This is a genomic window from Bacillus sp. FSL M8-0350 (assembly GCF_038593345.1).
Taxonomy (GTDB): Bacteria; Bacillota; Bacilli; order Bacillales; family Bacillaceae; genus Bacillus; species Bacillus safensis.
Genome location: NZ_CP151985.1, coordinates 1,274,514 through 1,296,170, shown reverse-complemented (window position 1 = coordinate 1,296,170; position 21,657 = coordinate 1,274,514). Strand labels below are relative to the sequence as shown.

The window sequence follows — 21,657 nt, the reverse complement described above, 5'->3', positions numbered from 1 at the left end:
ACACCTCCTTTTCTCATAAAAAAGCACCTTCAACCGAATGAAGGCGCTTTGTAAGCATGACAAAATAAACACTTGCTCCTTCAATCGTAGAGCTTTAGCACTGTATGGCATAGGATAAAATCCAGCTGCATTAAAAATCACCTTATGTCGATGATTTCTGTTGACCCATTGGCGTCTTTGGACATTTTTGGGCAGCAGCGTATCTCCATACAGGAGCCTCACCTAACGAAGTCTCATATTGTTAACACACTGAGATTACAGAAAAAGCGGAATGATGTCAATAAGCAAGATGCCAAGTATCCTTATGTATTCGCTTACTTTTCAAAAAAAGAGCGATAGACAGCTCAGCCATCGCCCTTTTCATGTCTTTTTATTCCTCTTCCGGCTGATTCATATCCTCTTGGGAGAGGAGATGAAAGGAATCATGCAAAAACAAAGCATATCCTTCTCCATCAGGATGCGGAACGTATTCCGCGTGATCCATTGTTTGCTCTTCTTCTTTTTTCTTCATATTCTCTCGCCTCCTTTCCCGTAGTTTGTCCCAATGAAAAAACCTTACACATGAAAGTGTAAGGTTTGCAGATTGTTGACAAAGGGCTAAAATGATCTTTATTTTAGCCCTTTGTCTTCTATTCAGCGTGATAGAAAACCTTTGCAGTCTAGGAAGGGCGAGCACCGGAGCGGAGCGAATTCGACATTCGTGAGCATCGGAGCGCAGACCTGACACCGAATGCGAGGGTTTGTCTACACGATGAAAACCTTACACATGAAAGTGTAAGGTTTGGTCATAGCTTAATCATCCCATTCTTGCTTCAGGATTTTGCCTGTTTTAGCGGAAATCTCAAAATCAACTTCCTCGCCGCTTGGTGTTGTGATTTCAATTTCGTAAATGTACACACCATTTTCTTTATCTAGATCAGAATCAGTGATTGTGCCTTTTACTTTTGCAAGAGCCATTTTTTCAGCCTGTTTTTCCGTGATCTTCACGTTCTGTTTCTTTTCTTTGACTGGATCATTCATCGCTTTTCCAGTTTTTGCATCGACATATACTTTATATTCAAAGCCGCCTTTTTTGATCTCGACCTCATACACCCATTTTCCTTTTTTACGCTCAAGATCCACATCATCCACATAGCCTTTCACCACTTTTAAGGCTGCTTTTTCAGCTTGTTTCTTTGAAACAAATGACGATTTCTTTTGCACGACTTGCTCGGCGTTTGCTGTTTGATTTGTATTTTGCGCTTGAAGTGTGAAACCACCTGCGACAAGAGTTCCCGTTAATGCTGTAGCTACTAGTACTTTTTTCATCATGTTCAATTCCTCCTCTGTTTGATTTCTTCTCTATCTTAAGAAAACAAGATGATAAAGGAAGGAAAGAAACATGAGAATATCATGAGAAAAGGATTAGTTTTCGTACGTAATGCCCTCAATATCCCCTGTATAGGCGTTCACAAGCACCTCCGCCTCTCTGCCGTCAGGCAAATCCAGCTCCACCTCAAATACGAGCATACCGCTGAATGTTTCAAGATCAGCATCATCCACTGTTCCGCCAACTTCTTTGACGGCAATTTGGATGGCTTCCTCGACAGTGATTTTCGTAAGCTTCTTTTCTTTAGAGGTTGGTTTTTTCTTTTCTGCTTCAAGCACCTTAAATGACTGTTTGTCGACCTCGACTTGATATAATTCTTTTTTTGATTGGATGGTAAAAATGAAACGATCTGACGTCTCTTTTTTTTGAATGACAGTTCCGCTCACCTTTTTAACAGCCGCCTCTTCTGCCTGGAGCTCAGCATTTTTTTCATTTGGCTTTTGATAGCTTTTTAACTGTCTAATTTCTTTCATTTGACCGCTTGCAGAAGATGCAATGATTTGATAGATGCCGTTTGCATTTTCCAGCGTCATTGTATAGTCCTGTTTATGATTGATTAAATCAATATGTGTAATGTTTCCATTGTAGTCTTTTGCGATCATTTTTTTCATTTCTGCTTCACTTAATATTTTTTGATCAATGGTTTGGATCATGAGCATTGCAAAGGCCGCAAGAATCACAAGACATCCTGCGAGCGCAAGCACCATTTTCGTTTTTCTAGACATGCAGCGCCTCCTTCCTATTTCCTATTTTATAAGGAGGAAATGAGAAATTGATGAGAAAAGACCCATTTATTTCTGAAAAAGAATGGTCATGGCTGTCCCTTCGCCGATACGGCTGTCTACCTTCAGCTCGGCCTCATGTTCTTCTGCAATTTGCTTCGCAATTGAAAGACCGAGTCCGGTTCCGCCCGTCTCACTGTTTCTCGCTTCATCCACACGGAAAAAGCGGTCAAAGATTTTCGGCAGATCCTCTTCTTTTATGCCAATTCCTTGATCAATCACTGAAATAAATGGCTTGTCTTCTGCCCATCCGCAGGTCACATCAACTGGCTCTCTGCTATATTTGACCGCATTATCAATTAAGATGGTCAAAAGCTGTTTGATTTTCTCTTCGTCTCCTTCTGCGATCAGCGGCTGATCTGTCTGCACATGAGATTGAATCGTTCGATTGGTAGCCACTTCAAGTGTATGACAAAGCTGCTTGCACAAATGACCAAGATCAACCGGCTTCATATCCAAGTATAACGGCTGGCCGTTTTTCGCCAATGTCAATAATTGATCTGTCAGTCTTTTCATTTTTTTCGCTTCATCATGAATCGCTTGGGAGGATTCTTCTACAACCTCTGGACGTGTTTGCCCCCAGCGTTTGAGTAAATTGCTGTAGCTCATAATGACGGTAATCGGTGTCTTCAATTCATGGGAGGCATCATGCAAAAATTGCTGTTCTTTTTCATAATGCTTCTCGAGAATCTCGGACATTTCATTAAAGGTTTGTCCCATTTGATATAGTTCATCCTTTGAATCGCCTGTTAATTCAATTCGTTTAAACGCCTTCTCTTTCATACTTGCCTTCATGGTATTCGTCATTCTGCTAATCGGCCGGACAATTTGCTTTGTTAAAACGTGGCCTGCAAAATAGGAAAGCACAATAAACAAAACGCCGGTAGCGATTAAAATCATTTTTAATAACGCTAAGTTCTCTTCCGTATTTTCGATTTCTTCATATACTTGAAGCGACATAATCTCACCATTTGTCCAAATGACCGGAATAGCAGCGAACGCAATCATATGCTTATTGTATTCTTTGATTTCTGCTGTCTGGCCAGATTCGTATGTAAAAGGCAGTGAGCTAAACGTTGATTCCTTTGTGACAGTCAGTTTTGACTCTCCCGTTTCTGTCACGACTCGGATCATACCATTTTGAGGCAGGTACGCCTTCAGCAGCTCCGAGGACGGAAGACCCTCTTCCTCTGATTTTTTTAAAGCAATGGCAATATTTTCAGCCACCTCAGACAAGCGGGACATATCTTTTTGCGTCAAGGTCATCGAAAAAATAAAATAAATGGCTGTATGAAACAAGAGCACCATTAAAAACAAAGACAACGACGTATAAAGCTGAATCTTATTTTTTAATCTCATTCTTTATCCTTTCATCACATAACCCACACCTCTCACTGTGTGAATCAGCTGTTTTTCGAATGGGTAATCGATTTTTTTCCTTAAATAACGGATATAGACATCTACCACATTTGTATCACCAAAATAATCAAAACCCCAAACCGCTGTTAAAAGCTGATCTCTTGTGAGCACTTGCTGCTGATGGTTCAGTAAGTGGACAAGCAGGTCATATTCTCTCGGTGTGAGTTCAAGCATTTGCCCAGCCCTTTGGATTTCTCTTGTTTTCTCGTTGACCGTTAAATCTGCTATGCTCAGCTCTGTCTCCTTTTCTTCTTGTGCATGTATATTCAGTCTTAGCTGCGCGCGAATTCGTGCTAATAATTCTTCTATATCAAAAGGTTTTGTTATATAATCATTCGCCCCAAGATCGAGCCCGCTTACCTTATCAGGGACACTCCCCCTTGCTGTAATCAAAATAATAGGTGTCGCTGTATTTGTCTTTCGAACCCTTCTCAGCACTTCAAGACCGCTTAACTCTGGAAGCATGACGTCAAGCAGCACCAAATCGAAGCTGTCTTCTTCAAGAGCCTGAAGGCCGTCCATTCCTGTCTCTTTGACTGTCACCTCATATCCTTCATATTCAAGTTCAAGTGACAGCACCCTAGCGATTTTCTTTTCATCTTCGACTACGAGTATCTTCCCTTTGTTCATCTCTATCTCTCCTATCTAAAAGGCAAGCTTGTCTTTCCATTATTATATGTTGCCTTTCTCATTTGGAACAGTCACAATCTTCACATCTATTTTTTTATGGAGGGAATTATTTTTGAGAAAAAACATTTAACTTGATCCTTCTTCTCAATTTGTTACTTCATCTCATTATTTTTTAGTCTGCCTCTTTTAGTTCTATTCACCCATTTTCATCTGTACAGGTGCAACCTCACTATGCAGCATTTCCTTCTTTTTCATATGATATCAAGAGTTTTCTTCAAAAGGTGAGCTCTTTCGTCAATATGTGAGGAGAACTGCACTTTTGATAATAGATTGATTATTTGAAAAATTATTACAATTGACCCTTTCCGATCAAAAGTTTCTTTTATACAATAACATTATGCAGCCTGAATCTACTTTGAAAACAAAATAAGGAGGGCTTTCTTATGAAAGGTGAAATTCGCTTAATTCCGTATGAAGTAAAAGCCAATGTGATGGAAGCGAAAGAGACGCCGGAAAGTATTCAGGAGATTAAAGCACCCGAACTTTGGTCAAGTGGCTTCAAAGGAAAAGGCATAACCATTGCTGTCCTTGATACAGGCTGTGACACAGAGCATCCCGACTTAAAAGATCAGATTATCGGTGGGAAGAACTTTACCGATGATGACGATGGAGATGCTGAAAATGTAAAAGACTATAATGGGCATGGTACCCATGTAGCAGGAACGATTGCCGCAACCGATCAAAATGGCGGAATTTTAGGGGTTGCCCCTGAAGCCAAGCTGCTCATCGTGAAAGTTCTTGGCGGTGAAAATGGCAGCGGAAAATATGAGTGGATCATTGATGGCATCAACTATGCCGCAGAGCAGAAGGTGGATATTATCTCTATGTCTCTCGGTGGTCCAAGCAATGAGCCTGCCCTGCAGGAAGCCATTCAAAATGCGGTAAAAAGCGGTGTGCTTGTTGTGTGCGCAGCAGGAAATGAAGGGGACGGGGACGAGCGTACGGAAGAGTTCTCCTACCCAGCAGCATACAATGAAGTCATTGCCGTCGGTTCTGTTTCCCTTGCTAGAGAATCCTCTGAATTTTCTAACGCCAATAAAGAAATCGACCTCGTCGCTCCAGGAGAAGACATTTTATCCACTCTCCCTAACCATAAATATGGCAGGCTCACAGGGACTTCAATGGCTGCCCCTCACGTAAGCGGTGCACTAGCCATTATTAAAAATGCCGAAGAAGAAGCGTTCCAGCGCAAGCTGACAGAGCCTGAGGTTTATGCTCAGCTTGTCAGAAGAACCCTTCCATTAAAACAGTCGAAAGCCCTTGTAGGGAATGGATTTTTATATTTAACTGCGCCTGATGTCCTTTTAGAAAAAACATTAGAAGCAGATCTTTTATCTCTATAGCTTAAATAGAGGTCCTGAGAAAAGATAGAATTTTCTCAGGATTTTTTTAATTAAAATTATTCAAAATTTACTTTGACGAAATGAAGTGAACGTTATATAATCGAACACAATAAATTCATAGTTTGAGAGTCGGTAATTCGATTACACGTCGAATTTTAATTGGGAAGACCGGTGAAAATCCGGCGCGGTCCCGCCACTGTGAGTGAGGAGAGCTTTTCTCAGGAATCCACTGTCATTAGGATGGGAAGGATGAAAAGCTTGCAGATTCACCAGCCAGGATACCAGCCGCTCTATCACATCAAACCCCCTACGGTTGATAGGAGATGTCGGAAAAGCGTCAGTGATACTCACGCCTTATTTCGCACACACATTTTGTCTTTTAAACCAGACATTTACCTCATCAATCATGATCATGAGCGTAAATGTCTTTTTATATTTAGAGGAGGAATTGGAATTGACAATTGTTAAAACAAGTAATCTAGGCTTTCCGCGCATTGGTTTAAACAGAGAATGGAAAAAAGCACTTGAGTCTTACTGGAAAGGTCAAACAGACCGCGAAACCCTCTTAAGCACACTGGATGAACAATTTTTAACTGCCATTAAAACACAAATCGATCAACAAATTGATGTTGTTCCTTCTGGAGACTTTACCTTCTATGATCACGTGCTGGATACCGCTGTTATGTTCAATTGGATTCCAGAGCGCTTCCGCAGCTTAAAAGACCCGCTAGATACATACTTCGCGATGGCAAGAGGAACAAAAGATGCCGTCTCAAGTGAAATGACAAAATGGTTTAATACAAACTATCACTACATCGTTCCAGAATACGAAAAAAGCACAGAATTTAAACTCACACACAACAAGCCGCTTGAAGCTTACGAAAAGGTGAAAAAGGCGTTTGGTGTTGAAACAAAACCGGTTGTACTTGGTCTATATACATTTGTCTCACTTTCTAAAGGTTATGAAGCAAATGAAGTGAAAGAAATCCAGCAGCGTCTAGTGCCGCTTTATACTCAGCTTTTAAAAGAACTTAAAGAAGCAGGCGTCAAATGGGTTCAAATTGATGAACCTGCACTTGTCACAGCTTCCAGTGAAGACGTAAAAGCCGTAAAAGAAATCTATCAAACGATCAAAGAAGCCGTACCTGGGTTGAACATTCTTCTTCAAACATACTTTGATTCAGTAGATGCGTATGAAGAGCTTGTCACCTATCCTGTTGAAGCAATCGGTCTTGATTTTGTCCATGATCAAGGGCGCAACCTTGATCAAGTGAAAAAGCACGGCTTCCCGAAAGATAAAATTTTAGCAGCAGGCGTCATTGATGGAAGAAATATTTGGAGATCAGATCTTGGCGAAAGATTATCCTTTATTTCTGAAGTCATTGCTGACGTTCAGCCGAAAGAAGTGTGGCTACAGCCATCAAGCAGCTTGCTGCATGTGCCAGTTGCCAAACACCCAAGCGAACAGCTTGAAGAAAAACTATTAAACGGACTGTCTTATGCCACTGAAAAGCTGGCTGAATTGACACTGCTAAAAGAAGGTTTAACAAAAGGAGCAGCTGCCATTGATGCTGATATTAACGAAGCAGCACAAGCACTTCTTACCTTAAAAGAGTTCGCAAAAGGAACAAATGCGGATCTAACAGCGGAACGCAACAATCTTTCATCGAAAGATTTTAAACGTCCAGCTGCCTTTGAAGAACGCCTTCGTATCCAAAACGAATCTCTTGAGCTCCCGCTTCTTCCAACAACAACAATTGGCAGTTTCCCGCAGTCTGCCGAAGTGCGCAGTGCTCGTCAAAAATGGCGCAAAAATGAGTGGACAGATGCAGAGTACGATGAGTTTATTAAGAAAGAAACAAAACGATGGATTGATATTCAAGAAGAAATTGGTCTGGATGTGCTCGTACATGGGGAATTTGAACGTACAGACATGGTTGAATACTTCGGTGAGAAGCTAGCCGGATTTGCCTTTACAAAATTTGCTTGGGTTCAATCCTATGGATCACGCTGCGTGAAGCCGCCAATCATTTATGGAGATGTAGAGTTTACAGAGCCAATGACAGTGAAAGAGACAGTTTACGCACAAAGTTTAACAAAGAAAAAAGTCAAGGGCATGCTGACAGGACCTGTTACCATCTTAAACTGGTCTTTCCCAAGAACGGATATCTCTCGCAAAGACATTGCTTTCCAAATCGCTTTCGCTTTGCGTAAAGAGGTAGAAGCTTTAGAAGCAGCTGGTATTCAAGTGATCCAAGTGGATGAGCCTGCGCTAAGAGAAGGACTTCCGCTCAAAGAAAGTGATTGGGCAGAATATTTAAACTGGGCAGCAGAGTCATTCCGTTTATCCACATCATCCGTTCAAAATGAAACACAAATTCATACACATATGTGCTACAGTAACTTCGAGGATATTGTCGATACAATCGAAGACTTGGATGCTGACGTGATTACAATTGAACATTCACGCAGTCATGGCGGATTCCTCGATTACTTAGAAAAACATCCGTATTTGAAAGGACTTGGACTAGGTGTTTATGACATCCATAGCCCGCGCGTTCCATCTGTTGAAGAAATGAGCGAAATTATTGATGATGCGCTGAACGTTTGTCCAACAGATCGCTTCTGGGTGAATCCGGATTGCGGTCTAAAAACTAGACAAGAGCCTGAAACCATTGCTGCTTTGAAAAACATGGTCACAGCTGCTGAAGTCGCTCGTAAAAAGCTGGCGCAGCACGCTTAATTGAATGTCTCTTCCCTGCTGAACTCGGCAGGGGTTTTTTATGCGCAAATTGGCCTGTTCGATCTCCTGCTATGATGATTTCTTTTCTAGCATGATTCGTTTATACTAGAGAAGTCAGTCGAACAAAGGGAGGAAGACAATGAATCACGAAGATTTTTTACAACGCGCAATTGATCTTGCAGTAGAAGGAGTCAATAGTGGTACTGGCGGCCCTTTTGGAGCAGTCATTGTCAAGGATGGTCAGATTATTGCAGAGGGCAGCAACAACGTGACAACGAGTAACGATCCAACCGCACATGCAGAAGTCACAGCCATTCGCAAAGCGTGCCAAACTCTACATACATACCAATTAGAAGATTGCATTCTATACACAAGCTGCGAGCCTTGTCCGATGTGCCTTGGCGCTATTTACTGGGCTAGACCAAAAGCTGTGTATTTTGCTGCTGGACATCAGGATGCAGCGGATTCTGGTTTTGATGACTCATTTATTTATGAAGAAATCAACAAAGAATACGAATCAAGAAATATACCATTTTACAAGCTGACACCTCAAAAAACCCTTGCACCATTTGAAGCATGGGAAGCATACGATAAAAAGAAAGAATATTAAAAAAAGACACCTGCTCGTAAGCAGGTGTTGCGGATTGTTGACAAAGGGCTAAAATGATCTTTATTTTAGCCCTTTGTCTTCTTTTCATCGTGATAGAAAACCTTTGCAGCCCTAGGAAGGACGAGCAGCGGAGCGAATTTGACATTCGTGAGCACCGGAGCGCAGACCTGACACCGAATGCGAGGGTTAGTCTACACGCTGGACACCTGCGGGTAAGCAGGTGTCTTCTACTATTACTCCGCCACTTCAAGCTCTACTTCAATGTTCCCTCTTGTTGCTTTTGAATATGGACAGAATTCATGGGCAGCATGGACAAGCTCTTTCACTTTGTCATGATCATGACCTTTCGCAGACACAATCAGCTTTACGCCAAGCTTAAAGCCGCCGTCGCTTTCATCTTTTAAAAGACTGACATGTCCTTCTACTTCCGATTCTATTTCTATCCCTTGCTTCTTCGCTACGTGCTCAAGTGCTCCTCCGAAACAAGCTGCATAGCCTGCTGCAAATAATTGCTCTGGGTTTGTACCAGTCTCTCCATCTTTCTTTGCGTTAGGCATGACAATGTTATGGTCGAGCACACCATCCTCTGAACGAACATGTCCAGCTCTTCCATGCTGCGCCTTTACTTTTGCTGTGAATAATGGTTTCATCTTCATCTCCTCCTTCATCTATTCATCCTTTTCACGTTCTATTCATTTCTCAAACATTTATCGCACATTGAAGAATTTTTCATTTTTCGTCTGTATTTATTTTAAAAAGGAAGAAAATCTTATACAATGATAAGTATGACAAAAAATAGTTGGTGACTGACATGACAAATGAATTTGAACATATGAAGCTGGAAAATCAGCTTTGTTTCTTGTTATATGCAAGTTCACGAGAGATGACGAAGCAGTATAAACCGTTGTTAGAAGAATTAAACATTACGTATCCGCAATATTTGGCACTGCTTTTATTGTGGGAGCATGGAACATTAAATGTGAAAACGATGGGAGAGCTTCTCTATTTAGACTCCGGTACACTCACGCCCATGCTGAAACGAATGGAGCAAAATGGACTCATTATCCGAGAACGTTCGAAAGAGGATGAGCGGTCTGTACAAATTCGTTTAACGGAATATGGAGAGCAGCTAAAAGAAAAGGCCACTGCGATTCCGTCTCACATGCTGACTGGGACAGGCAGATCGGAAGAAGAGCTAAAAACACTGCGTGCCTCTTTACATGAGCTTTTGCAAAATTTAACACAATCAAAAGGCTGAGGGAATATTCCCTCAGCCTTTTATAATGTCTATTATTGTGCGACAGCTACTAGTTCTACTTCGATGTTTCCTTGAGTTGCTTTTGAATATGGGCAAACGCCGTGTGCTTTATGAACAAGTTCTTCTAATGCTGACTGCTCAATTCCAGTTCCTTTTACCTCTAATTGAACGCCTAGTTTGAAGCCACCATCTGAACTGTCTTTTAATAAGCTGACATGTGCTGTAACTTCACTTTCAAAGCGAATACGCTCTTGTCTTGCTACCATTTGAAGGGCTGAATCAAAACATGCAGAGTAGCCTGCTGCGAATAATTGCTCTGGATTTGTTGCTTTTTCAAGTTTTTTTGCTCTTGGTGTTCCAGGCATTGCTACATCATGTTCAAGTACACCATCTGTTGAAACAACCTTACCTTCTCTTCCTCCGACAGCTGATACCGTTGCTGTAAATAAAACGTCTGACATGAATATAACCCTCTTTCTCTTCAATAATGTTTTCTACAATTGAATTGTACACAATTTAAATTACAGAGTCAATCAATAAATACTCTTTTTTAAGTTTTCCTGCCTGAACCCTTTTTATGAGTATGTCCGGAAATTGTTAGGCAGTAAAAAAAAGCCCTTTAAAAAGGGCTTTTAGATCGTGTCATGCTGCGGATTCGGTTGTTCTAGCGTATGGTTTCTGTTATCTGGGTCGGCATTTGCTGCTGCCAGCCACAATGCCATAATGGTGATGCTTGTACAGACGACTGCCCATTTTTTAAAATTCATATAAACAATCCCCTCTCTGAATATAGATTCGAGCATGTTCCGCTTCCCCATAGAACATGGAAGATTTTTCATAATCCCCCATTTCATTATAATACTTTGCGGTATCTAATGCCAGCTCCTCTATATCTGGATATGCATAGGCAGACTCTAAAAAATGGAAAATTCGTTTAATATGCTCAGCATCTTGTCTTAAATACAATGCTTCTAGAAATATGGTTTTCTGAATATGAATGTCATCTTGAAGAGCTTCTGCTCTCTTCATACATTCTTCTCTGTAGTGTAATGCTTCTTCGTGTTTTCCTTGTTTGTATAATATCTGAGCGGCTGTATAAAGAGGGTCTATAGATCGACGAAGATGATCGGATTGATTTTGATCAAATAACGAGATGGATTCTTTCATTAATTCGAGTGCGCGGCCCAAGTCTCCCATTCGGTAATAACTGTTGCCCATATTAAACAAAGAGGAGGCAATAAAACGCACATTCTGAAACTCTCTTGATCTCGCAAGTGCTCTTTCGAGATGTGGTAATGCTTTTTCATGCCTTCTCATATCATCGTAGTTACCGGCCACAATAAATTCACACTGAATCGTGCGAAGCGCATACAGTTCATGCTGAACATAAACATCCAGCGCTAGTTTAGCATGGTGCATCGAGATATGTGTTTGCTTCATGTGATAATATATTTCTGACATTTTAAAATGAAATTCCGCACGTTCAATATCATCTGATACAAAAGAAAGCTTGTGCTCTGCCTTTTGATAAGACGATATGGCAGCAATATACTCCCTCCGCCCGAATTCATACATGCCTCTAAAAAAATGATAGTAGTATTCAAGCATGCCTGTAACATGCGTTTGATGCTCATCTATTTCTTTCGAAAGCTCGGAAAAGTTGGCGCGAAGCTTTCCTTCCTTTAATGGCTTTAAATAATCGAGCATGACCTCATGCCTAAATTCCATTAAAGAAAAATAGAGAAGCAAATTCTGATCTTCTTCCATTGAATCAAGAGAGGTGCGAATTTCCTGCTTTAACTGTTCTGCTTGTTCGGAATCAAATCTGCGGATTAATTCATACCACTTGTTGATTTTCACTCCAATATCCGAAGAGGGAATGATTTTCGCCATACGTTGCCTTCTCCAATCTTCTCAAAATATAAAACATTACCATATTTTATCATACTTGACCGGAGAAATACAAAAATGAAAGGAAAAAGAGAGCCTGTTGTCACAAGACTCTCTTTTAAATTCGTTATTCTCTTATTTGTCCTTGACCACGAATGACAAATTTTTCAGACGTTAAGGCTGGCAGACCCATTGGCCCTCTTGCATGAAGTTTTTGTGTACTAATTCCTATTTCCGCTCCATAGCCAAACTCAAAGCCATCTGTGAAACGAGTAGAGGCATTATGATAAACAGCGGCAGCATCGACAGCTGTTAAGAAAAGGGCTGCATGCTCATCGTTTTCCGTAATGATCGCTTCAGAGTGCTTAGAGCTATATGTTTGAATATGCTGAATCGCTTGTTCTATGTTTTCTACAATTTTAATACTGACGATCGGTGCTAAAAACTCCGTTGCATAGTCCTCTGCTGTCGCTAATGTAGCACTAGGAGCAAGCGCGCAAACGGCTTCATCACCGCGTATTTCTACCCCATTTGATTGAAGGGCTTCAAATAACGAAGCACCGTATGTTTTTGCCCATGTTTCATGAATGACAATGCTCTCGATCGCATTACAAACAGAGGGTCTCTGGGTTTTGGCATTCAGCACAATCCGCTCAGCCATTTCGTTTTTTGCTGTTTCATCAATATAGATATGACAATTTCCTGCACCTGTCTCAAGCACCGGCACAGTTGACTCTCTCACGACAAGATCAATTAAATTCTTCCCGCCGCGCGGAATGAGGACATCCAGGTATTCATTTAAGGTGAACAGCGTTTTCGCCGTTTCACGGCCAGTATCTTCAATCAATTGCACACTGTCTACTGGAATATCCGTCGTATGAAGCGCTTCATGAATCACCTTTACAATTGCTTTATTACTATGAATAGCAGATGAGCTTCCGCGCAGAATCACAGCATTTCCAGTTTTCAAGCAAAGGGTCGCAGCATCGACTGTCACGTTTGGTCTTGCTTCATAAATCATTCCAACCGTTCCAAGCGGTACACGGACCTTTTCGATGAGCAGGCCGTTTTCTTTTTGAATGGTTTCTAACGTTTCACCAATTGGGTCTTTTAGCTGAATGAGTTGAAGGGTCGCGTCTGCAATGGCTTCAATTCTCTCTTCCGTGAGTGTGATCCGGTCAATGACAGATGGAGTGAACTGCTTTTCCTCAGCAGCCTGAACATCCTTTAGGTTCTCCTCTATTAAATAAGCTGAAGATGCTTTTAGTGCACTCGCGATGGCGTGCAGGGCAGCATTTTTTTGTTCCGTCGTTTTTAGAAGCAGCTGATCTTTGGCTGCACTTGCTTTTTTTGCTTTTTCAAGAACTTCATTCATCGTATTCCCTCCTCAGTTTTGTACATGCTGTACCCAGTGATCTCGGTGTATGACCTCAGGCTTCTCTTTTGAAAGCTCGTCACTTCGCATTCCTTTAATGCCGAGAAGCTCATCGGAGGCGTACAAGGTTTGTCCCTTACCAACTAATCCGTTTGGACCGACGACTTCTACGACTTCTCCTTTAGAAAAGTCACCAGCGACATCAATGACTCCTGCCGGAAGAAGGCTTCTGCCATTATGCAAAATCGCCGCTTCTGCTCCTGCATCAATCATGATCTTTCCAGAGACCGGTGAGTGGAATTGAATCCATTGACGGCGGTTGTTCACAGCTGATAAATCCTGTTCACCGATATACGTTCCGTCGCCTTGACCCGCAAGTATGCGAAGCAGCTTGTCTTCCCCAGTGCCAGTGCCAATGAAGACTTTCACGCCAAGTGAAAGTGCCGTTTGTGCAGCTGAGAGCTTCGATTTCATTCCGCCTGTTCCAACCTTTGAACCGGTGCTCTTTGCATATGAAAACAATTCTTCTGAAATGTGGGTCAGGACATCAAACCGCTTCGCCTCAGGATGCTCATTTGGATTTGCATCATAAATGCCATTGATGTCTGTTAATATAATCAATTGGTCTGCATGGATTAATCCACTGACAAGAGCTGACAGCATGTCATTATCCCCAAAGGTAAGCTCCTCGATGGAGACTGAATCATTTTCATTTATGATCGGCAAAATCTTTCTTTCCAGCAGCTCCATCATCGTTGCGTAAGCATTTCGATATCTTGTTCGATCTGAAAAGTCATTACGTGTTAAAAGCATTTGAGCAGGTGTCATGTGAAACTGTGAAAAAAGCTCTGTATATTTCTGCATTAACAAGCCCTGACCAACGGCGGCAGCTGCCTGTTTCCCCTTTAAGGTCACAGGTCTTGATGGATAGCCTAAGCTGCCAAATCCTGCTGCAACGGCTCCTGACGAAATTAAAATGATTTCATGACCTGCTTCTTTGAGCTTTGCTATGGCTCTTACATGATCCTGCATCTTTTGTTCATCAATGGCTCCTTTTTGCTCTGTTAATGAACTGCTGCCAATTTTTATGACGATCCTTTGCTTTTTCATCCTTGATTCCCTCCGCTATACCTTTAGGCACAAAAAAATCCCTATTTCTCCTTATGTAAAGGACGAAAAGGGATTTTCCGTGGTACCACCTTCATTGAATAAGCATGCAATCTGCTTATTCCACTCAACTCCTGTAACGCCAGGCACGCGCTTAGATTTTTCCTCTAAGGCTCAAAGGGCAGGTTCAGCAGCTGTCTGCGGCAAATGTTTCAGCACATCATTTGCTCTCTTTACGCATCAGTTCCTGCTTACTATTCCTTTTCAACGCTCGTTAATTTTTTTATATTATCACCAATTGCTAAAGAAAAGTCAAGCGGTCAATTAAAGACAATCGTTTTATTCTCATGAACAATAATGCGATCTTCAAGGTGCCATTTGACAGCACGTGCAAGCACACTGCGCTCAATTGTCCGGCCAATATTTTTTAGGGCTTCCGCATCATCCCGGTGATCGACCCGCTCAATATCCTGTTCAATGATCGGGCCTTCGTCTAAATCATTGGTGACATAATGAGAAGTCGCACCAATTAATTTGACCCCCCGCTCATATGCCCGCTTGTATGGGTTTGCACCAATAAACGCTGGCAGGAAGGAATGATGAATATTAATGATTTTGTTCGGATGCTCTTCAATGAATCCAGGCGTTAAAATTTGCATGTATCTAGCAAGCACAACCACATCAATGTCGTACTCTTCTAATAAGGCGAGCTGCTCTTTTTCAGCTTCTTTGCGAATGTCTTTGTTCGCCTTTACAAAATGGAATGGGATTCCAAGCGATTCTACTGTATCTTTTGCCGTTTCATGATTGCTGATCACAACTGCGATTTCAGCCATTAAATTTCCGCTTTGCCATTCCCACAGAAGCTCATGCAGACAATGAAGCTCTTTTGAGACAAAGATTGCCAGCTTTTTCAGCTCACTTGCACGCGACATGCTCCACGTCATTTGAAATGATGCTGCGATTGGCTCAAAGCTATTTTTCAATTGATCCATATTCGCCGAGATGTCTTTCCAATCAAATTCAATTCTTAAAAAGAACCGGCCGCTTTCATGATCGGTTGTGTATTGGCTGGATTCAATGATGTTCGCTCCGTGCTCAAATAAAAAGGAAGAAACAGCTGATACAATACCAGGCTGATCTGGGCAGCTGACAAGTAATCTGCCTTTTTGCTCGTGCTTTTGTCTGTGTAATTCAAGTTTCTCTGTAATCAATGTTCTCATGTATCATGACCTCATTTGCGTTTTCATTCTAATGAAATATTATACTGGACTGGAAAGAGAAAAAGCAATGAAGAGTCCATTTTTTATTGAATATTCATTCAATTCTGCACCTAGCGTGATATAATGTGAGTAGACCTTTTATCACAAAAGGAGTGATGGAGATGAAAAGCATGACTTTGTTTGGTAAAGTGAGCTTTTGGCTCGGCATCGTATGTCTGATCACAGGTATTTATCTTTTTATGGCCGGTGAGAGACTCATTCCTTTGCTCACATTTGGTGTCTGTTTTCTTCTAGTGAGTCAGCTTTACCGCAAAAATGAAAACGATTCCAATCATCATTCGATGTAACAAAAAAGGGCTAAAATGATTTTTATTTTAGCCCTTTTTCTTCTTTTTCAGCGTGATAGAAAACCATTGCAGGCCTGACAAAGAATGTGTGGGTTTGTCTACATGCTGAGGCTGGCAGACAGATGACAGCCTTTTCTTATTCAATGATTTTTAACCCGACCGCCGCAGATAAAATCAGTGCGATAAAGAATATACGTTTTGCGTCCTTCGACTCACCGTAAAACAGCATGCCGACAATGGCTCCTCCAGCAGCTCCAATGCCAGTCCAAATGGCGTATGCCGTTCCCATCGGAATTGTATTCATCGCAAGAGAGAGCATGAGAAAGGACAGCGAAAATCCAGCTGCAATGAATAAAATCCATTTGACATGCCGGTCTTTCTGGAATTGATTCATCATGGTGACACAAAGCATTTCTAAAATGCCTGCACCAATGAGTAAAAGCCAGCTCATGATTCAGTCTCTCCTTTCTTTTCACCTGTGGTTAGTTTAAGCCCTAATACACCACTTAAAAGCACCATGATTAAAAGTAATTTCACCAGCTGTACTGGCTCTCCCAGTACCATACCTACTATGACAGTACCTGCTGTCCCAAGTCCGGTGAAAACGGCATAAAGTGTGCCAACTGGCAGTACAGTCGTGGCTTTCAGGAGTAAATAAAAGCTGACGACAATACAAACGATGGTTGCGGCCCACTCCAATAAAGAGTCAGCATATTTCAACCCCATCACCCAGCCGACTTCAAAGATCGCCGCAATAAAGACATTTCCCCATTTCATCTAATCCTTCCTTTCTGAACGATTCCAACCAACAAAAAAAGCCCGGAAATCGATCGTTTGATCAAATCTCCCGGGCTTTTATCCCTCCGTGTACATACGGTCTATTTTGTAGACCTTATGTGTTTTCTCTCGGTCCAGACTGCGCCACCCGCACGGAACCCTAGAAAACCAATTCTTAATAAACAGATCTGACTTAAAGCAGATTCTGTGTGTCAAAATTGTATCACACCCCGAAATACCGGTCTACCGCTTTGCTTGCCACACGTAAATATACTTGTTCATTTTTCGAAAGAAATTTTATGGGACCTCCGTATACTAAGGGTTAGAAACAGGTCAACTGATAAAGAAGATCTGCGGGCTGTTTCACATGCTGCGAACTGAAAGGAAACGAGCGTATATGACAATTCATTTATTTTTTATGACATTGACGATTAAGCGTAAATACAAGGACATGGAGACCGTACTTTACGAACAAGAAGTTGAAGCATTTTATGAAGAAATGAAACAGAAGCAGCTAAAATATATGAACTAAAACAGGAAGTGAAAAATGAGAAAAGAAGGAGAATGATGCTTGATTGTTATACGAGGGAGAAGGATCTATTCCGGGTACGGCAACGATCACACCGCTGATATAATAAAATCAGATTGATGTGATGAACGTTCAACTTTAGGATGATGCATTTACAGATCATCCGTTGTACTCCAAATAATGCTGAAAAACATTTTATAGAAAATTAAGAGGTGGATTCATATGATGATGACCGATGAACAAAAACATGAATTTTATCAAGCACTTGTTGACAAGAATCCGCAATATGACGGCACATTCTTTGCCTGTATTAAGACAACTGGCATCTTCTGTCATGCCACATGTACGGCCAGAAAGCCAAAATTTGAAAACTGTGAGTTTTTCTTTACAGCGGAGGAAGCACTGCTGGCAGGGTATCGCCCTTGCAAGCGCTGCACACCATTAACATACCCGAACAGCATTCCTGAAGAAGTCAAAACACTCGTTTCAGCAGTAGAAAAAAATCCTGAGAAACGCTGGAAGGAAGAGGACTTCCGCCAATTAGGGATTCACTCTGCCACAGCTCGAAGAAAATTTAAAGACATTTACGGCATGACCTTTGTACAATATGCAAGATCTCGCCGAATGGGACTTGCCTTTAAAGAAATTTTGAACGGAAAAAAAGTAATCGATCAGCAGGTCACTTTCGGCTATGAATCTTCAAGCGCCTTCAATGATGCATTTACGAAAATCATGGGAAATCCCCCTAAAAAAGCGCAGATTCACATTCTCTATGCTAATTTTATTTCCACACCGATCGGGCGGATGATCAGCGTGACAGATGCCACACATGTGTATTTACTGGAATTTATGGACAGGCGGGGGCTCGAAAAAGAAATTGAAACATTAAGAAAGAAGCATCATGCCCGCATTTTAGTTGGAGAAACAAACGTTCATCAGCAATTAGCAAAGGAATTGGCCCTATATTTTGAGAAAAAGCTGACCAAATTTACTGTACCACTTTCCTTACATGGCACCCCTTTTCAAATGAAGGTATGGGACCAGCTCTCACGCATTCCAGCAGGAGAAACGAGATCCTATCGAGATCTAGCCACGAAACTTGGCGATCCGCATTTGGTTCGTGCCGTTGGTAATGCAAATGGTGCCAATCAATTGGCGATTATCATTCCCTGCCACCGCGTGATTCAAACAAGTGGTGAGCTTGGAGGCTACGGCGGGGGGATTGAACGGAAGAAATATTTGCTTCAGTTAGAACAGCGTGAATAAAAGGAAAAACGGCTCTGCTTATTCGGTAAGCGAGCCGTTTTCGCCATTACGTGTGATGCTGTATACATCTATGATTTGGTCCCATTTTGAAATGGTTTTTTCTTTTTTCATGCCCATTTTTAAAGCGACCTTCACTGACGCTTCATTCTCAGGACGAATTAAACTGACCATCCGTCTGACCTTCATTTCTTCAAATCCATAGGTAAGACAGCCTTTTGCGGCTTCAGCAGCATAGCCATTCCCCCACGCCGCTTTCTTTAGCATATAGCCGATCTCAAGCTCCGTTTGTCCTTCGATGTTTTGCAGAACAATTCCGCTTTGTCCAAGTCGTTCATTTGTTTCTTTATTTTCAATGATCCATAGCGAGGTGTGGTACATGCGGTCATTTTTTTGATTCCATGCAATCCACTCTTTTGTCTGCTGTTCATCCTTCAAAGAAGGATAATACTTCATCACTTCTTCATCTTGGAACAGCTCGTCATATAAAAATGACGCATCATGTTCATTCATCGTTCTCAGTTTAAGGCGCTCTGTTTCAAGCACTGTCCTTATTTGATGTGTCATTGATGATCCCCCCTTTTTTACTTGCTAAAAATATCTCCGAACAATCCATTTGAATCTGGGGCAAAGTAATGGAAGCCCGCACCGGTTAAACTTGCAGCCAGCGCTGTCCACATCATTAAACTGACAGTCATCCACACCGCGACTTGCTTTCTTTTCGTTCCAAAGCTCATGCACATCAAGGCTGCTAAATGACTGCCGATGATAAAAGGTCCTATGAGCGCTAACCCAGGCAGACCGTATCGTTCCCAAATTTTTCTCGCGCGCAGCTGCTTTTTCTCTCCTTTTTCATCACCTTTTTCCTCTTTTCTTTTTAACCACCATGCTTTAAACCGGTCCACGAACACAATGAGAAGCAAGACTGTCAAAAAGTTGCCGATGAATCCAATCACAGCCGTTGTCACAGGATGCAGCCCACTTAAGATTGCGAATGGAACGACACCAATCACTTCAAAAAAAGGCAAGGCAGCCAATACAAAAACGAGTATATATCCCCATACAATATCCAAAAACAGAACCCCTTTTCATTTTTGTCCTCTCCCCATTGTAATGAAAAAGACAATTCCATTTCTACATTTTTTTAGAAAAAGAAAAACACATCGTATGAGATGTGCTCAGTTTACATTCGTATTTTCATTTTTCTTATTTGCCCGGCGCAGGACAATGAGCATAAGCCCTATTAAAATCACAATAGATAGCAGACTTTGCAGCAAAATCACACTTGGTGACGTCCAGCCAATCCATTCGAAGATAAGCTGCGGTCCGAAAAAGATAATCGGAATCAATGAAACGACATTCGCCTTTAAGATTGCATTGAATACAACGATGCATAGCAGCATGAGCAGAATGACGCCCCACCTCTGGCCAGAAGTAAGGACAAGTAGTGGTGTGCCGACCTTTTGATCCAATAGTTTGATTGTCACCATCGCTGTCAGCTGAAAGATTCCTAACATCCAAAAGTAAAGAAATACCCGGCTGCTTGTTTGAAAGGCAGACGCTCTAAACATCACAATGATCATGATGACATTGGCCACTAAAACGAGCGGATATCCAATTAAAGCAAACCAAGAATAGGATAAGTTTTGGCTGATTGCATCTGATAAGATCATATAAAAAAGCGATCCAATTAAGAAAGCACTGACGAATGGCACCCAGTCTTTATGGTTTCCTGACAGCTCTTTTGCCAGTTCATCAGCATAGCTCCGCGGATCTCCTCCGAACACATCCTCACCTGTTTTGCCGTCTTTTTCAGCCTCAACCGCATGTGCTGTCAGTTCGTCCATCAGCTCATCGATTTCATCCTGATTTTTTCCCTTTGATATGAGATAAAGTTGCAGCTCTAGTAGAATGTGTCTTGTTTTTTTTGATACCATAATCTCACTTCCCTTTTTGTAATAAGCGATTTACATTTTTTGAAAGCTCATTCCAGCGGTCAATAAACCCTGTGAGCGCTTGTTCTCCCGCTTGTGTGAGCGTATAGTATTTCCTTTTCGGACCGCTCGCTGACGCTTTTGTTACGGTTGTCACCAGCTGTTCCTTTTGCATACGCAGCAAAATCGGATAGATACTGCCTTCACTAATTTGATCAAACCCATAATGCGCGAGCTTCTTCGTCATTTCATACCCATAAATTTCGCCCTCAGAAATAATCGACAGCAGACAGCCTTCTAAAATTCCTTTTAGCATTTGTGTGGATGTTGTCATGATTGTTCCTCCGATTCCAGTACCTTGCATCACAAGATAGCTTTATCTTATCATACACTATCTTGCCATGCAAGATACTGGCACAGAAAAAAATCACCGCTTAAAGGGTGATTTTTACGCCCAAGGCTTATCTGTCCCAAGTGCGTCAGCAAGCGCCTTACTATGCTTTCGGCGGCTTTTTCTTTCCTCTGCCCGCTGCTTCGCTGTTTGATGAAGCATGATTTCTTCCTCTGTTTCCGGCATCACCTGCGGGACTCGTTTAGGCTTTCCGTTTTCATCTAATGAGACAAATGTCAGAAATGAAGTCGCTGCGAGTCTGCGCTCTCCAGACATCAAGTTTTCTTTAATGACTTTGACGAACACTTCCATAGAAGACGTGCCCACCCATGTGACATAGGATTCCAAGCATACTGACTCCTTTTGTCCAATCGGCTCTAAAAAGTCAACAGAATCCATTGAAGCTGTGACCGTTTCACTGCGGCTGTGTCTTGCAGCCGAGATGGAGGCAATGTCATCTATATAACTCATTAATTTCCCGCCAAATAACGTTTGGTGGTTATTCGTATCGAGAGGGAATACCCTGCTGGTTTTAACAACTTTCGATTCCTTGCAGTATTTGAAATTTTCTTCACTCATCATCATAGCTCCTTCTTGCTGTTTTCGT

General features: G+C 41.7%; 26 protein-coding genes, 3 riboswitches and 1 other annotated feature. Of the genes, 7 read left to right on the top strand and 19 right to left on the bottom strand.

Annotated elements, in window-relative coordinates:
* Positions 1-72: 72 nt before the first annotated feature.
* Positions 73-237: riboswitch (M-box (ykoK) riboswitch) on the bottom strand.
* 133 nt (positions 238-370) lie between these two features.
* From NSS80_RS06590 to NSS80_RS06570, 5 genes are all read right to left on the bottom strand, one after another.
* The gene (locus NSS80_RS06590; RefSeq protein WP_003212346.1) at positions 371-511 is read right to left on the bottom strand and encodes a hypothetical protein; all 141 of its coding nucleotides are present in this window, start codon (positions 509-511) and stop codon (positions 371-373) included.
* 281 nt (positions 512-792) lie between these two features.
* Complete coding sequence (locus tag NSS80_RS06585) at positions 793-1,311, bottom strand: PepSY domain-containing protein (protein WP_041116422.1); 519 nt, start codon at positions 1,309-1,311, stop codon at positions 793-795.
* Between the two features lie 93 nt (positions 1,312-1,404).
* On the bottom strand, positions 1,405-2,094 hold the full coding sequence (locus NSS80_RS06580; RefSeq protein ID WP_034281514.1) for a PepSY domain-containing protein: 690 nt from the start codon (positions 2,092-2,094) through the stop codon (positions 1,405-1,407).
* Between the two features lie 66 nt (positions 2,095-2,160).
* Positions 2,161-3,510, bottom strand: a complete 1,350-nt coding sequence (locus NSS80_RS06575) for an ATP-binding protein (RefSeq protein ID WP_034281513.1) — start codon at positions 3,508-3,510, stop codon at positions 2,161-2,163.
* A 3-nt stretch (positions 3,511-3,513) separates the two neighbouring features.
* Positions 3,514-4,200, bottom strand: a complete 687-nt coding sequence (locus NSS80_RS06570) for a response regulator transcription factor (protein WP_034281512.1) — start codon at positions 4,198-4,200, stop codon at positions 3,514-3,516.
* 443 nt (positions 4,201-4,643) lie between these two features.
* Here NSS80_RS06570 and NSS80_RS06565 point away from each other — a divergent pair, with 443 nt between their 5' ends.
* The 3 genes from NSS80_RS06565 to NSS80_RS06555 all read left to right on the top strand — a co-directional run bounded on the left by NSS80_RS06565 (position 4,644) and on the right by NSS80_RS06555 (position 8,956).
* The gene (locus NSS80_RS06565; RefSeq protein ID WP_024424648.1) at positions 4,644-5,603 is read left to right on the top strand and encodes a S8 family peptidase; all 960 of its coding nucleotides are present in this window, start codon (positions 4,644-4,646) and stop codon (positions 5,601-5,603) included.
* A 113-nt stretch (positions 5,604-5,716) separates the two neighbouring features.
* Positions 5,717-5,908, top strand: a riboswitch (cobalamin riboswitch).
* 149 nt (positions 5,909-6,057) lie between these two features.
* Positions 6,058-8,346 (top strand): 5-methyltetrahydropteroyltriglutamate--homocysteine S-methyltransferase, encoded by a 2,289-nt coding sequence (gene metE, locus NSS80_RS06560; RefSeq protein ID WP_103132213.1) that lies wholly within the window; start codon positions 6,058-6,060, stop codon positions 8,344-8,346.
* A gap of 139 nt (positions 8,347-8,485) precedes the next feature.
* On the top strand, positions 8,486-8,956 hold the full coding sequence (locus NSS80_RS06555; protein WP_024424646.1) for a nucleoside deaminase: 471 nt from the start codon (positions 8,486-8,488) through the stop codon (positions 8,954-8,956).
* A gap of 233 nt (positions 8,957-9,189) precedes the next feature.
* Here NSS80_RS06555 and NSS80_RS06550 read toward each other — a convergent pair whose 3' ends face one another.
* Entirely contained in the window at positions 9,190-9,606 is a 417-nt protein-coding gene (locus tag NSS80_RS06550; RefSeq protein WP_024424645.1) for an organic hydroperoxide resistance protein, read from the bottom strand.
* A gap of 161 nt (positions 9,607-9,767) precedes the next feature.
* Here NSS80_RS06550 and NSS80_RS06545 point away from each other — a divergent pair, with 161 nt between their 5' ends.
* Positions 9,768-10,214 (top strand): MarR family transcriptional regulator, encoded by a 447-nt coding sequence (locus tag NSS80_RS06545; RefSeq protein WP_024424644.1) that lies wholly within the window; start codon positions 9,768-9,770, stop codon positions 10,212-10,214.
* Positions 10,215-10,246: 32 nt separating this feature from the next.
* On the opposite strand, the gene NSS80_RS06540 is transcribed toward NSS80_RS06545, so the two are convergent.
* The 6 genes from NSS80_RS06540 to purU all read right to left on the bottom strand — a co-directional run bounded on the left by NSS80_RS06540 (position 10,247) and on the right by purU (position 15,809).
* Entirely contained in the window at positions 10,247-10,675 is a 429-nt protein-coding gene (locus tag NSS80_RS06540; RefSeq protein WP_024424643.1) for an organic hydroperoxide resistance protein, read from the bottom strand.
* 171 nt (positions 10,676-10,846) lie between these two features.
* The gene (locus tag NSS80_RS06535) at positions 10,847-10,981 is read right to left on the bottom strand and encodes a hypothetical protein (protein WP_024424642.1); all 135 of its coding nucleotides are present in this window, start codon (positions 10,979-10,981) and stop codon (positions 10,847-10,849) included.
* On the bottom strand, positions 10,971-12,107 hold the full coding sequence (locus NSS80_RS06530) for a Rap family tetratricopeptide repeat protein (RefSeq protein WP_024426809.1): 1,137 nt from the start codon (positions 12,105-12,107) through the stop codon (positions 10,971-10,973). Before NSS80_RS06530 ends, NSS80_RS06535 begins: the two co-directional genes overlap by 11 nt.
* Positions 12,108-12,231: 124 nt before the next feature.
* On the bottom strand, positions 12,232-13,479 hold the full coding sequence (locus NSS80_RS06525) for a glutamate-5-semialdehyde dehydrogenase (protein WP_317222076.1): 1,248 nt from the start codon (positions 13,477-13,479) through the stop codon (positions 12,232-12,234).
* 12 nt (positions 13,480-13,491) lie between these two features.
* A complete protein-coding gene (gene proB, locus NSS80_RS06520; protein ID WP_041085058.1) occupies positions 13,492-14,589 on the bottom strand; it encodes a glutamate 5-kinase in 1,098 nt (365 codons plus the stop codon).
* A gap of 55 nt (positions 14,590-14,644) precedes the next feature.
* Positions 14,645-14,863: a binding site (T-box leader), on the bottom strand.
* A 43-nt stretch (positions 14,864-14,906) separates the two neighbouring features.
* Positions 14,907-15,809: a formyltetrahydrofolate deformylase gene (gene purU / locus NSS80_RS06515; protein ID WP_024424638.1), complete on the bottom strand. Its 903-nt coding sequence runs from the start codon at positions 15,807-15,809 to the stop codon at positions 14,907-14,909.
* 161 nt (positions 15,810-15,970) lie between these two features.
* On the opposite strand from purU, the gene NSS80_RS06510 reads away from it, so the two are divergent.
* Positions 15,971-16,156 carry a hypothetical protein gene (locus NSS80_RS06510; RefSeq protein WP_024424637.1) on the top strand — a complete coding sequence of 62 codons (186 nt, stop codon included), beginning with the start codon at positions 15,971-15,973 and terminating at the stop codon, positions 16,154-16,156.
* A gap of 136 nt (positions 16,157-16,292) precedes the next feature.
* On the opposite strand, the gene NSS80_RS06505 is transcribed toward NSS80_RS06510, so the two are convergent.
* The gene (locus NSS80_RS06505; RefSeq protein ID WP_024424636.1) at positions 16,293-16,607 is read right to left on the bottom strand and encodes a multidrug efflux SMR transporter; all 315 of its coding nucleotides are present in this window, start codon (positions 16,605-16,607) and stop codon (positions 16,293-16,295) included.
* On the bottom strand, positions 16,604-16,933 hold the full coding sequence (locus NSS80_RS06500; RefSeq protein ID WP_024426806.1) for a multidrug efflux SMR transporter: 330 nt from the start codon (positions 16,931-16,933) through the stop codon (positions 16,604-16,606). The genes NSS80_RS06505 and NSS80_RS06500 overlap by 4 nt, the downstream gene beginning before the upstream one ends.
* A gap of 65 nt (positions 16,934-16,998) precedes the next feature.
* Positions 16,999-17,108: riboswitch (guanidine-I (ykkC/yxkD leader) on the bottom strand.
* Positions 17,109-17,330: 222 nt separating this feature from the next.
* On the opposite strand from NSS80_RS06500, the gene NSS80_RS06495 reads away from it, so the two are divergent.
* Both NSS80_RS06495 and NSS80_RS06490 read left to right on the top strand, forming a co-directional pair.
* Positions 17,331-17,465 (top strand): YrzI family small protein, encoded by a 135-nt coding sequence (locus tag NSS80_RS06495; RefSeq protein ID WP_073204910.1) that lies wholly within the window; start codon positions 17,331-17,333, stop codon positions 17,463-17,465.
* 219 nt (positions 17,466-17,684) lie between these two features.
* Entirely contained in the window at positions 17,685-18,728 is a 1,044-nt protein-coding gene (locus tag NSS80_RS06490) for a trifunctional transcriptional activator/DNA repair protein Ada/methylated-DNA--[protein]-cysteine S-methyltransferase (protein WP_317222077.1), read from the top strand.
* Between the two features lie 18 nt (positions 18,729-18,746).
* Here the strand turns inward: NSS80_RS06490 and NSS80_RS06485 are convergent, their stop codons facing one another.
* From NSS80_RS06485 to NSS80_RS06465, 5 genes are all read right to left on the bottom strand, one after another.
* Positions 18,747-19,292: a GNAT family N-acetyltransferase gene (locus NSS80_RS06485; protein WP_317222078.1), complete on the bottom strand. Its 546-nt coding sequence runs from the start codon at positions 19,290-19,292 to the stop codon at positions 18,747-18,749.
* Positions 19,293-19,309: 17 nt separating this feature from the next.
* Entirely contained in the window at positions 19,310-19,798 is a 489-nt protein-coding gene (locus tag NSS80_RS06480; RefSeq protein WP_317222079.1) for a small multi-drug export protein, read from the bottom strand.
* 105 nt (positions 19,799-19,903) lie between these two features.
* The gene (locus tag NSS80_RS06475; protein WP_041116403.1) at positions 19,904-20,662 is read right to left on the bottom strand and encodes an NADH dehydrogenase; all 759 of its coding nucleotides are present in this window, start codon (positions 20,660-20,662) and stop codon (positions 19,904-19,906) included.
* Between the two features lie 4 nt (positions 20,663-20,666).
* A complete protein-coding gene (locus tag NSS80_RS06470) occupies positions 20,667-20,993 on the bottom strand; it encodes a PadR family transcriptional regulator (protein WP_041116401.1) in 327 nt (108 codons plus the stop codon).
* A gap of 114 nt (positions 20,994-21,107) precedes the next feature.
* Complete coding sequence (locus NSS80_RS06465; protein WP_008346212.1) at positions 21,108-21,629, bottom strand: acyl-CoA thioesterase; 522 nt, start codon at positions 21,627-21,629, stop codon at positions 21,108-21,110.
* Between the last annotated feature and the right edge of the window lie 28 nt (positions 21,630-21,657).